Origin of the sequence: Methanosarcina sp., assembly GCF_049706645.1 — an archaeon.
GTDB lineage: Archaea > Halobacteriota > Methanosarcinia > Methanosarcinales > Methanosarcinaceae > Methanosarcina.
Genome location: NZ_JBNAKP010000021.1, coordinates 74,833 through 87,503 on the forward strand (window position 1 = coordinate 74,833; position 12,671 = coordinate 87,503).

Annotated in this window: 8 protein-coding genes and 1 tRNA gene; 4 read left to right on the forward strand and 5 right to left on the reverse strand. The window is 42.0% G+C overall.

All coding sequences use genetic code 11. The annotated features are described in order from the left end of the window. Nucleotides 1–121 precede the first annotated feature (121 nt). Nucleotides 122–1,384, reverse strand: a complete 1,263-nt coding sequence (locus ACPK8D_RS08875; RefSeq protein ID WP_424717492.1) for an anion transporter — start codon at nt 1,382–1,384, stop codon at nt 122–124. A gap of 152 nt (nt 1,385–1,536) precedes the next feature. On the opposite strand from ACPK8D_RS08875, the gene ACPK8D_RS08880 reads away from it, so the two are divergent. Then, on the forward strand, nt 1,537–1,728 hold the full coding sequence (locus tag ACPK8D_RS08880; RefSeq protein ID WP_424717493.1) for a hypothetical protein: 192 nt from the start codon (nt 1,537–1,539) through the stop codon (nt 1,726–1,728). An 85-nt stretch (nt 1,729–1,813) separates the two neighbouring features. On the opposite strand, the gene ACPK8D_RS08885 is transcribed toward ACPK8D_RS08880, so the two are convergent. Continuing rightward, on the reverse strand, nt 1,814–3,538 hold the full coding sequence (locus ACPK8D_RS08885; protein ID WP_424717494.1) for an alkaline phosphatase: 1,725 nt from the start codon (nt 3,536–3,538) through the stop codon (nt 1,814–1,816). A gap of 2,218 nt (nt 3,539–5,756) precedes the next feature. Between ACPK8D_RS08885 and ACPK8D_RS08890 the strand changes: the two genes are divergently transcribed. Continuing rightward, nucleotides 5,757–5,829, forward strand: a tRNA-Gln gene (locus tag ACPK8D_RS08890). Nucleotides 5,830–5,879: 50 nt separating this feature from the next. Here ACPK8D_RS08890 and ACPK8D_RS08895 read toward each other — a convergent pair. Next, complete coding sequence (locus ACPK8D_RS08895; RefSeq protein ID WP_424717495.1) at nt 5,880–6,731, reverse strand: flavodoxin family protein; 852 nt, start codon at nt 6,729–6,731, stop codon at nt 5,880–5,882. Nucleotides 6,732–7,180: 449 nt separating this feature from the next. On the opposite strand from ACPK8D_RS08895, the gene ACPK8D_RS08900 reads away from it, so the two are divergent. Beyond that, the gene (locus ACPK8D_RS08900) at nt 7,181–8,752 is read left to right on the forward strand and encodes a PAS domain-containing protein (protein WP_424717496.1); all 1,572 of its coding nucleotides are present in this window, start codon (nt 7,181–7,183) and stop codon (nt 8,750–8,752) included. Between the two features lie 570 nt (nt 8,753–9,322). Here the strand turns inward: ACPK8D_RS08900 and ACPK8D_RS08905 are convergent. Both ACPK8D_RS08905 and ACPK8D_RS08910 read right to left on the reverse strand, forming a co-directional pair. Then, complete coding sequence (locus ACPK8D_RS08905) at nt 9,323–10,576, reverse strand: ABC transporter permease (protein WP_424717497.1); 1,254 nt, start codon at nt 10,574–10,576, stop codon at nt 9,323–9,325. Beyond that, entirely contained in the window at nt 10,569–11,495 is a 927-nt protein-coding gene (locus ACPK8D_RS08910) for an ABC transporter ATP-binding protein (protein ID WP_424717498.1), read from the reverse strand. Before ACPK8D_RS08910 ends, ACPK8D_RS08905 begins: the two co-directional genes overlap by 8 nt. Nucleotides 11,496–11,639: 144 nt before the next feature. On the opposite strand from ACPK8D_RS08910, the gene ACPK8D_RS08915 reads away from it, so the two are divergent. Continuing rightward, nucleotides 11,640–12,311 (forward strand): dihydrofolate reductase family protein, encoded by a 672-nt coding sequence (locus tag ACPK8D_RS08915; protein WP_424717499.1) that lies wholly within the window; start codon nt 11,640–11,642, stop codon nt 12,309–12,311. Nucleotides 12,312–12,671: the final 360 nt, after the last annotated feature.

Consider the following 12,671-nt stretch of genomic DNA (forward strand, 5'->3'; position numbering starts at 1 on the left):
GTATATATACCCTTAGAAGAAAGAAGGTTAACCTATTGAGGGCCAATATACCTCTAAATCGGGTTTACAGTAGAATTAAGCCTTATGGGATCATTCTAAGATAATTTATAGCTTTTAAGAGTTAGAGGAAGATAGAGTAAATAATAGCGTCTAAAATAGTTATTAAGGCCCCTATTCGGGAGAATTCTGTAAATGAAAGAGTATTTCCCTCTTTTTCTGCATTTTGAATAATTATAACGTTACTTGCCGCTCCCAGGATTAGAAGATTTCCTGCAATTGTACTTCCAGCAGCAAGCGCCATCAGCTGCCCTTGAGAAACTGTGCTGCCCATGGCAGGCAGGTAGAGCGCAACAAAGGGAACATTAGAAATAAGCTGGCTAAGTCCAATGCTGAGCGCAAGAATAGTTGACACAGAGCCCAACTGCGGAGACATCCTGGCAAGCAACTCCTGGCATGTCCCGGAAATCCATACGCTCTGCATTAGCACAAACATTGAAACGAAAAAGACCAGAGTTGCCCAGTCAATATTTTTCAGGATTTCAACACGCTTTCTACTGAGCAGAACAGGCGAGGCAGAGAAAAGAGCAATCCAGCTCAGGTTGAAGTCCCACGCAGGCAAAAATTCCACCAGGAAAATTTTACAGGCTATGAGAATCAGCAAAAGGGAAAGAGCCATTTTTGAGGCACTGGCAAGTTCAGGATCGGTAATGATTTCTTCGGAGTGGATCAGGGTTGATTTTCCGAATTCCTCCCGGAAAAAGAGTTTTAGCACGGCATAAGCAATTAAAAGGCATATAAGGGTTGGCAGGGCGAGTGAACGCAAAAATGTTACAAAAGGAGTATCCAGGTTTCCACCAATTGCTATGAGGAGATTCTGCGGGTTTCCTATAGGGCTCATAACGCTTCCTGTAGTTACTCCGAACGCCAGGGAAAAGAGCATGAGTTTGGGAGAGATATTGTACTTTCTGGAAAATCCCAGAACGAGTGGGGTACCCATGATAGCCAGGGTATCGTTCATAAGGATTGCAGAAAGGATCCCTGTAGAAAAGAGTACAAGCAAAACAAGCTGGTCAGTGTCCCTTGCCCTGGAAACTATCCGGTTCCCGAGCCAGGCAAGGTATCCGCTCCTGTTAAGTGCTTCTCCCACGCAAAAAGCCCCGAAAAGAAAGATGAGCACGTCCATATTAATCGCCTCAAGGGCTTCTTCAGGCGAAATCTCGCCGAGCAGCAGTACCAGTATCGCTCCAAAAGTCATGATCTGCCAGATCTGCAGCCTTAAAGATCCGACCTGCCTGAGAGCAGTGAGTACAAAGACGCCCAGAAGAATAAGTACTGAAAGGTCAGGTAAAGATACAGGAGAGGACAGGATATACTCGGTTGCCATAGAACCCACAAACACCACAACATAAATTTAGAATGTGATGCCAGCTTAAGTATAAAACTCCTGCGCTCGTGGGGAAATTTTCCGCAAGAAAGCAATTTAAGGATATGAAAGATACGAAATCCTTAAACGTAGACTGATGGATATTTTAAAGTATGACAATCTGGTTTCCTTTTTCTGCAACCATCTGTCAGGAAGAAGCTTTCTACGTCTCAATCTGCCCTGAAGCTGATATAATTTGCAAGGGAAATACCACTGAAGAAGCTATTGAAAACCTGAAAGAGGAAATGGAAAAACTCCTGGGGGAAGAGCTATCCCAGGGATTTTCGAAAATTACATTCTACTGAATTTGAAATTTATAGATCTCTTCCTGAAACATAGATGCCCCTTATTCCAATAAGGGTAGCTGTCAACAATTTAGCAGTACTTTCATCAGACGAGTGAAAGTACTTCGTTAGGAATGTAAACTTTGCCTGTTATCGGCGCGTAAACAATTATACCTTTGAGTTCGTGAGTTACACCGTCCTTGATAAGAAGGTTCTTGCTAACAGGTAGTTCGGCATTTCCGATCCTCAGTACAGGGTTTGAAGCATCTGCCATATCCAGCAAATACTCATTTTGGTCCAGTTGTCCATCCCCGTTGTCTCTGGAGAAAGCCTCCCCAACTTCTACAAACAGGCACCTGCTTGTTTCATTCAGGTCAAAGCCGATTTTTTCAGCAACATATCCCGCAATTTCGGTATTATCCAGATAGCCTGATGGGTGGTCAGGGCCGTAAACCCACAAAGGAACATCACCCCCCAAATGTCCGTGAGTAGTCCAGCCGATAACTGTGTGACTCCGGCTGATTACCTCGCTGATGGCATAGTCAAGTGAGAGGCCTTTTCCATTGTCGTACAATTTAAGAATTTCAGCTATATCCTCGTCAGTTGCATCAATGCCCCACCATGTCTTGAGCTGGGTTTTGATGTTTTCGGGAGAGAGATCTTTTCCTATTTTTGCTGTAACACCCAAGGAGTTAAGTTTCATACCTTTGAGAGGCTCAATAACTTCTTCTACCGTCGTGGAGTCGTACTCGGAATCGGAGTAACTGCCAATAGTCATACCACCGGTATTATGGTCAGGAAAGGCCAGGACAAGAGTATGCCCGTCTTTTTCGGCAAAGTCCACTGCAACCTTAACAGTTTCGTCAAAAGACAGGAATTCGGTAACAGCATAGATAGGGTCATTGGCATGGGTTCCCCCGTCCACCTGACTGCCTTCAACCATAAGGAAGAAGCCGTCTTTGTCCTGGGAGAGGAGCTCGATAGCTTTTCCGGTCATATCTGCAAGAGAAGGTTGATCAGGCGCAAGGAATGGCCGGTTAATGTCTGAAGCCATGTGACTGCTGGCAAAGAGACCCCATGCCCTTCCAGTAGTCAGGCTCGACATCTCATCTCTGGTGTCAACAAGCTGGTAGTCTCTGTCAAGAAGTACCTGTGTCAGATTTTCTCCGTCAGTCCTTTTTCCTCCCTCAGCTACAGGTATGAGATAACCGGAACCACCGCCAAAGACCACATCAATATCCTCATAAACCATATGTTCCATGATTTCATTCTCCATATCCCTATCATGGATGTGGGAAGCAAAAGCTGCAGGTGTGGCATGGGTTACGCGGGCGGTTACCACAAGTCCGGTAGCCTTGCCTTGAAGTTTTGAACCTTCAAGCACTGTTGCAAGCGGGCTGTATTGCAGTTCTTCAGGAGGGGTTTCCAGCGTGCTCAGGACAGTCTCGTCAGCCGGGCCAACGCCCACAAATCCGTTTGTTGTTTTATACCCTGTAGCAAATGCCGTTGCTGCAGAAGAGGAATCCGTGATAACCGAGTCAGTACTGTAAGTTGAGATTGTTCCGGCTGTCATTTCATCAACCTGAAGGGGTTTTCCGCTGTACCACCGGGCAAGCGTCTGTACACTCTGGGAACACCCATCAGGGACAAGAATGATGACATTTTTGATTCTGGCTTCCGAGTCTGCTTGAAGCTCGTAATCGACATCATTACTGAGAACGCTAATTTCGTTCAGGGAATCGTTTAAAGCTACTGCCGGAGCGATGCATCCAAGAAGCAGCAGGCTGACAATTGATAGAATAAATAAAACGTGTAGTCTCCTGGTCTCCATAAAATACCTCAACACCAAAAATAGTTCTTTTTATAACAGGATTCAAGAGCAGGTCTATTTCAGACCTTACTCAGAATTTTATATTTCGATTTAAAAAAGGAACTAAACATATTTGAATTTTTCACATATGTCATTTACTTAACCAGGAGGATAATATTTTGAAGACGAGTCCGTAGAATTGTCTTTGTATTCTCACTATCGAATGAAATGTTTATTATTTTCGTCTCATACTCCATCAAAAAGTCTATGTACCCTCTTTCTGAGATCAGGCAGAATAGGAGAAGGTAGAACGCATTAGAATTTCATTAAAAGGTGTTATAAATAATAGCAGAAAAAGAAGAATGCACGTTAAAAGAAGATTAAGAAAAAGCCCGAAAGCTTCATGTTCCCTTTACCGTAGCCCCCGATACGGTCGATCCGAAGATACGCTCCCCCAAGCATATTCAGACCAGGATCAAAAGCTTCCGGGCAATTCTTTTACCTACTCTATTCATACCCGTTACTCACTCGTTCTGTTCTCCCCTGGTACAATGTATAATTATCCCTGTAATTATTTTAAATTAATTATGCCAAAAATTAGTTTCGAACGAAAAATGCTTTCGCATAAAAAGTTTTAAAAACGAAGTATAATTTCAGATTAAATGAGTTTTTAGCGTTAACCAGGGATTAATAAGCCTCGAAAAGGAAATGCAGCAATAAAAGGTTTGATCATCAGGTAATTTACAGCTTATAATCCGGCTGAAGCTTTCAATAAAAGTCTTCAAGGAAATTTTTAACTCTTTAAAACCCTAAAAGAGACCTGGGAAAGAAATAGAAGTATTACTCAAAGACAAATTTTAAAATCACAAAGCGAAGACATAGAGCAAAATAACCTTTTGTTATTAGAAATCACAGCAGAGGGACTGGTAGATAATAGAAAGAGAAATAAGATAACAAAAGAGTCAGAAAAAAATAGAATAGAGAAGTGAATAAAAAGTGAGAAAAAATAAAAGGTTAACAGGAAAACAAGAATGTTAGAAAAATGAAAGATTGAGTGAAGAACAAAAACCAGAAGAGAACAAAGGGTTAGCAGTGTTAGTAAATCAGTAAATTCAGTAAATTCAGTAAATCGTAAATCCAGTAAATCCGGAAAAACAGCAAGAAAATACCCGGAGGCGCTGCATCAGCTGGCTGTATCCCCCAATACAGTCTCTCCGAATTTATGCTCCCCCAAGCATATTGATTCGAAGAAAGATTAGCAACTCCAGGTCATTCTCTTATTTATTGTGGTAATTCCCCACCTCACTTCCCAACTCCAGAATATACTAAGGAGATAAATTATTTTAAATTAATTATATGAAAAATTGTTTTTAATTAAAAAAGAGTTTGACATAAAAGATTTCAATGCCAGCAAAGAGCCAAATTTAGAGATTCCTATTTTTTGGTTAGTAGGAATTTATATTTTTAACCCAGAGCGCAAAAATGGACTGATAATCGATAAAAAAATTGTGTAGCAAACTAAACGCATTAGACAGATAGCAGAATCGGCAGATAAACCGGGGAATAAAAAAGAAAAGGCAGAAAAGTAATACTTTTAACTTTTACTTTTTGACTTTTAAAATGTCCGGAAATAACAGGTAAGGGTAAGAAGAAATTAAAATCAATACGAAGTGAATATAAAAAGGAATTAAAACTAAATAAAGTTAAAATTAAAAGAATTGCTTAAAAAAATCGTTAAAATCATGCGCGGTTTAGTAAGAAGAAGCCCGAGAGCAGTATAGTTCATTTACCGTATCCCCCAATACAGCCGCTTCCGAAACATGCTCCCATCAAACATATCCTGAAGCAAGAACCGCCAGCCCCCGGGAAATTCTGTCACAACCCGCTACTTCGCTATTCAGTCATACCCTTTCTCTTCCAGTTACACAATATAGTAGTGAAATAAATTACTTTAAATTAATTATCTGAAAAATTGCCTGTAAGCGAAAAATCGTTCCATACCAAATATTTCAAAGCCAGAAATAGACTGTAACTAAAAATATATAAGGATAAAAAGTTTTAAAGGGAAGATTAACACAAAACGGAAATATAGAGAAAGAAAAAGTGGAAATATAAAAAGAGGGATATAGCGGAAATATAGAGAAAAGGGATCCGGCTGGAAAAATTAACGCAAAATAGCCCAGAGCTGGCACAAAAATTAAGTACATGAATTAATCTATAAGTAAAAGCTTTAACATGCAGTCCTGTAGGGTAGTGGTCAATCCTTCGGGCCTTTGGAGCCCGGGACAGCGGTTCGAATCCGCTCAGGACTATTATCTAATTTTAGATTCGGTTAAAATTAACGACTGATTTAAGAAGGGATTTATTTTCTTACTTCAGCCAGATCTTTTCGCATTTTTCGTCTCAGCACTCGCTCAGAGATCCAGCCGATAGCATTGTAAACAGGATTAACCGGCACATCCACGTAATACTTTGCTTCCGGGTTGAGCCAGCCTTTTTCCTTCCAGTACGTATAATCAGCAGGGAAACTCAGGTCAGGCTCTCCAAAACTCGCCTTCTGGGCACGGAAAATCAATACTTCTTTAAGCCCTGGAGAGCGGCGTTTTTTCTGGAAGGAATTATAAAACTCGAATGCAGCTTTCTCAAGCTTCCGGTCATTTTCCTGTTCTTGCTTCTTGGAGATCAGACCTGGAGGAGTCACAAGGCCAACACTGGAACTTACCTCAAAACCCCATATACCAGCTATCAGTTTGAGGTAATCGAGAGTTTCCTTAAGACCCACCGCGCCTGTGGTAGAGAGAAGAAGGGCTTTTTTATTGAAAAAGCGGGGACGGTGAAGGATGTAACAGAACCTGTCAATGAACGTTTTCATGAGTGCAGAAACATTCATACCATAAACAGGCGACGCAAAGATTACTCCATCGGCAGCATGCATTTTTTGCTCTATAAGAGAAGCGTCGTCTTTACACGGACAATAATTCTCTCCTTTTGAGAGACAGGCAAAGCAGCCCCGACATTGCGATAAATTTGCGTCTCTGAGCAGCAGGTATTCAAATTCAACTTTGCCCATAGATTGCATGAATTCTTCGATTTTCTTCGCCGCCTGATAAGTGTTACCTTTTCGCGGGCTTCCCATGATAACCAGAATTTTCATAACTTTGAACACGTTCCTTCCATTTTTACCAGAAAGTGCGAGTGTAGCGTTCGATTTCAAGAATTCCTGTGAAAGATTTCCAGATTTATCAAAATTGACCTTGCTTAAAATATCGCAAGAGGAATAATGCTTAACTGTCCCTTTACTGATCTTTCAAAATATACTAAAATTACCTGAAACTATTTTACCTGAAACTATTTTACCTTTAACTGTTGCGTTTCCGAGACCGTTGGAAAGCCATACCGCCGGGAAACCTGGGTTTATAGCAGGGACGAAAACCAGAAAAGAGCGCCTTTAAGGGAATTTAAATCTGAGAATTCAAGAAAAATACGAATTATATAAATTAAGAATAAAATTAAGAATAATTTTATAACCCTTAAAAAGGTATAAAAATAAAGAAAAAAAAGACGTACAAAGGGTTCAGTTCTTAATTTATTCTTGTTAAAATTTTTCTGCCTTTTACTTTTAAGAATTATCAGGATCTTTCCGGGGGTGAGAAGGTTACTTCTTTGATATCAGAAGACGCGGGATCTGAGGAACTTGAGTCAATAGCAGTCGCAATACACTCCCTCGTCGGGCTTCCAACCACTATCCGCAGCCTAAAACGAAACGGACTTCGTCTGGAGAAAGGTAAAATCCTTGACAGGGACTATACAGGCCCTGTACTGGAAGAAGTGCTCAGGACAGGCAAGACCATACGTGGAGTGCCCAAAGAAGGCACATATCTGGGCAGAAACGTGGCTGTTTCCCCAATTTTCTCAGAGGACGGCAAGGTTATTGCGGCAATAGGGATTGTGGATTTACTTTCTGTCCTTGAGATGCAGGAAATAATCAGGACCGTAGTAAATAACAGTCCTGCAGTGGTATTTCTCTGGAAAAATGAAGAAAAATGGCCTTCAGAGTTTGTTTCTGAAAATGTGGTCCAGTTTGGGTATACAGTGGAGGACTTTATTTCAGGCAGGGTCCTGTATGGAGATATTATCCATCCCGATGACCTGAAGAGAGTTGAGGATTCACTTAAAGAGCGTATCCGGAGAGGTGAAGTTGACTTCAATGTAGAGTATAGAATCTTTACAAAAGCAGGCGACCTCCACTGGGTAAACGAAAGGGCATTTATCCAGCGTGGTCCTGACGGAGAAGTGACTCACTTACAGGGGCTCGTGCTCGACATAACTGAGAGGAAAGAGAGCGAAGAAGCCCTACGAAAGTCTTTAAAAACTCAGAAGCTGTTGAGAACTATAATCAACAACAGTCAGGCAGTGGCTTTTTTGTGGGAGAACAAAGAAAACCTTCCAATTGTGTACGTTTCAGAAAATGTGGCTCAGTTCGGGTATACGGTAGAAGATTTTACTTCAGGGAAAGTCCCCTACAAAAGCATTATTCACAGGGATGATATTGGCTCAGTCACTGAGATCCTCAAACGCAATATTGCAGAAAAACAGGATTCTTTTGACGTTGAATACAGGATTTTTACTGGGGACGGAAAAATGCTCTGGGTAGATGAGAAAACGTTTATCCAGAGAGACAGGGAAGGAAAAGCAACCCATTTTCAGGGGCTTGTAGTTGATATTACCGAAAGAAAAGAAGCCCAGAAAATGCTTGAGATCCAGCGAGAACTCGGAAAGGAACTGAGTACCACCTGGCACCTCCAGACGATACTCGACCGGGTTCTTGATTCCTGTCTTCAAATAAACGGACTCGATGCAGGGGCTATCTACCTCAAGGACGAACTCCTGGACCAGATAAACCTGGTCGCATACAGGGGAATTTCTCACGAGTTCAGGGAAAAAGTTTCCAGATATAAAGCAGATTCTCTGGAGGCAAGGCAAATCTCAATTGAAAAGCCCATATATTCACTGGAATTCTATTCCGATACAATGGCTGACGCAATAAAGAGAGAAGGAATAAAGGCTGTTGCCATAATCCCTCTGAAGTACAGAGGAGAGGTTGTAGGCAGCCTGAACTTCGCCTCCCATACCCTGGAGAAAATTCCCTGGAGCATCCGAAACTTCCTGGAGAGTATTGCTCTCCAGGTGGTGAATTATATCGCTCCGGTCTGCATTCAAGCAGAACTATCATAAGCTTTGAAATTCTCCAGGGCAAAGAAGTCGCCGTAGAAATAAGGAGACAACTGGATTCACAGTAGAAATGAAAACCTGAGGATGGAGTGGAAGCCGGAGACGAGCAATTCATAGATTTAAGCGTTGAATTAAAAGTCGGTTAAAAAGGCTAGTTAGGTAGTTTAAAAGAGGGTAGTCAGGTGGTTCACAAGGTTTGTTCTATGTCATGAAGTTTATTGCTGGATCAGTTTTCAAGCTGTCCGGTATTTGCTCCATTCCACAGTACTCCCTTATGAACCAAGTATAACTATATACTTATTATTATAAAATATTAACGATAGAATTTTAATTTACTTAACCAGTCCTTGTATTTAATTTAATAATAGAATGCCCTTGCTTACCTGCAATGGAAGCTTTTGTTTACCTGCGATGGAAGCTTTTGTCACTCCGATATTCAAGAATTCCTCATAGGAAACAGCTCTATTCTTCGGCTTCGAGGTAAAGATCAGGTACTTAAAAAACCTTTTAATTAAATTAAAATTCCTACGTGCCAATCAAAATACTATACTTATCTTCTGTATTATCTTCCCTTTATCTGGACCCTTCCCTGAGATTTCTCAGAATTTCCCGTAGTCCGGGCCTTTTCCCGTACATCAGCAGGTAAGCCCTGAAAAGCCGGCTGGAGAGCAGGATCACCCCATGAACCGAAACAAACAGAATGGTGATGCTGGCAAGAATCTGGTAAACAGGCACAGATGCCGCCCCCATTCTGGCGAGCATGGCTACAGGCGAGGTAAGAGGGAAGAGGGAAAGAAAAACTGAAAATGAACTGTCCGGGTCTGTAAGGATCAGCTGCATGAATATAAGAGGAGATGCGGCTGCAAACGTGAAAATTCCCGCAATCTGCTGGCTTTCCTGCAGAGAGCTGGTCACTGCCCCTATTCCTGCCATCATACTGGCAAAAAATAGGAAGCCCAGCACGAAATAAATAAGAGCGAGGAAGAGAGTAACAGGGTCGATTTTTACAGGAAGGGCATACCCACTCCCGAGAGCTATTGCCGCAAACCAGACAACAATCTGCAAAAGGCCAACTGTGCCAAGGCCAAGGATCTTGCCTGTGAGGATTTCGGAAGGGGTTGCGGAAGAAAGCAGAATTTCTATTATTCTGTTCTCTTTCTCCTCGGCAACGCCGCGAAGCAGAAAGCCAGAAGATGAAAAAATACTGAAGAGCAGGAGAAAAGCTGTAAGGATAGGAAGTCCAAAGCTGGCAAAGATCTCGGCAATGCCCTGCTCAGAAAATTCTCCATTCTCTCCGATATTATAAAACTTTATGTTGACCGGATCCCGGACCCTATTGATAATCGGCTCATCCACCTTGTCCTTAAGGAGGGAGGTTATAACAATATCCGAAAGTTCGGCAGACAGTTCAAGATTTGGCACAGGCGCCTCTTTTTCAAGGCTATATAGTTCTATTGTTCCGGTCTCAAGAAAGTCTCCAGGGATAATAACATAGGAAGAGATCAGGCCTGCCTGTAAGGACTGCCTTGCATCGGAAGTTTCCCTGTACATTACAAATTCCATAACTGAGGTTCTGGCCTCGGAAGATCCCAGAGAAAGGCCTTCACTTCGGACTGATTCTGGAAATTCTAAGGCGCCGGTCAGATCAATGTAACCTATTTTCTGGTCTTCGGCCGGGGTCATGTCTGAGAATATTGCCGGAAGAAGACTGATTCCCGTAAGCAGGAGAGGGAAGAGAAAAGTCATAAAAAGAAATTCTTTGCGTTTTATGGTTTTCACGAACTCGTGTCTGGCAACAATAAAGGTTTTTCCGGGAAAATTATTCATTGGCGGCACTCTCCAGAATTTCAATAAAGATTTCATTCAGGGAAGGAAGCGCCTGCTCAAAACGCAGGAGATTTGCCCTCCGGACGAGTTCCTCAAGAAGGGTCTGTATGTTTATTCCCTCCTCAGGAAAGATTTCAACCAATTTTCCGGATTCTATTACTTTCTTTATGCCGGAAATTTCCCGAATTACATTCAAATCTTCTTTTTCTGCGAATTCTACAACCAGAGAGTTTTTTCCACGCTCCCTTCTGATATCATCCACAGGGCCATAAAGTACTCTCCTGCCTTTATTGAGCATAAGAACCCTGTTACATAGGTTCTGAGCCTGTTCCATCATGTGCGTGGAAAGGATTACTGTTTTTCCTGCGGCCCTGAGTTCCAGGATTCTGGCCTTAATGGCCTTCGTACTTACGGGATCAAGCCCGGAAAAGGGCTCGTCAAGGATTATAAGTTCAGGCTCATGGATAATTGCGGAAAGAAATTGGATCTGCTGCTGCATTCCTTTGGAAAGTTCTTCAACTTTTTTGTTTTTATATTGATATAAATCCAGGGATTTAAGAAGGGATTCGGCGTTTAAATGAGCCTGTTTTTTCGGAATGCTTTTAAGCTGTGCAAGATAAATCAGCATATCCAGAAGTCCTGTTTTCCTGTACAATCCCCTTTCTTCAGGAAGATATCCTATCCTGTCCTTTACAGCCGGGCTAAGGAGATCCCCAAAGACATGTATTTCCCCGGTATCCGGCCGGATAATGTCAAGAAGAAGCCTGATAAGCGTCGTCTTTCCTGCCCCGTTTGGCCCGAGAAGCCCGAAGATCTCGCCCTGACTCACTGAAAACGAGATATCCTGAATGATATCCTTTTCTGAGAAAGACTTTGATACGCTTTGAAATTCCACAGTATGCATCCAGATTAAATACATTCCAATATAGAATAAGTTTATTCGATATTTAATGGAAGCTTTACTGGAAGCAAAAGCTCATTCGGCGTATGATTAAAGTAACTTTCCAGCATTAAAGAAATTAATGGAAATTCAATATGGGAAAAGGAAAATTCAGGGGATAGTATGTTACCGAAATTGGTTATTCACAACAGCATAAGTCTCGATGGCTCCACTACAGGCTTCGAGGCAAATCTTGATGTTCACTACAAAATCCTGAGCAGTTATCAGCCCGATGCCATGATAGTCGGCTCAAACACTGCAAAAACCGGAACCCAGTTTTTCTGCGAAAAAATTCCGCCTGAAGAAGAATCGGACTTCAGGAAACCTGAAATCCAGCCCGATGACCCCAGGGCATACTGGTTGATTGCTGACTCAAGGGGAATCCTGGAAGGGCTAATGCATGTGTTCAGGCGTTCCGAATACAGTAAAGATGTAATTGTCCTGGTCTCGGAAAGGACTCCTGAAGCTTACATCAATTATCTGAAAGAGAGGAACTATGACTTCATCCGGACCGGCGCAGAACGTGTAAATATCCAACAGGCACTCGAAATTGCAAATGAAAAGTATGGTTTCAAACTTGTAGTTTCGGACAGCGGCGGAGTGCTGAACAGCATATTGCTCGATCATGGGCTTGTCGAAGAAATCAGCCTGATCCTCACCCCTGAGCTTACAGGCAGAAGAGGAACAAACCTTTTCAGGACACTCGAGAAGAGCGGAATCCGGCTTGAACTTTTAAAAGATGAGATCGTGGAAAAGAAATATGTACATCTGGTCTACCGGGTTTTAAAAGAATAAAAGAGCTGGAAATATAGTTTTAATACAAATCTTTACACTTAACGGACCTCAGTAACCTTAATACTGAAAATCCCGAAAATGAGGGAAATAGCTTTACAAAGAATCCCCCTTGAGCACAAACGCGACCGTTGAGCCGCAAACGTTGCGCCGTTTGATCACGCCCCTGTAAGGGGTTTTCGATCAAACCTTTTTTGAAAAGGTTTGCGATCAAGCCTTTTTTGAAAAGGTTTTTGATCAAAATTTTTCTAAAAGTTTATGGGACTCGGGCGAGTAGCAGACTTAATGGGACTTCTTAAAATAGATAATGGTCATCTAAGATCATTACTCATCTAAGATCACTGTTGTTCGAAGAGGATTGTC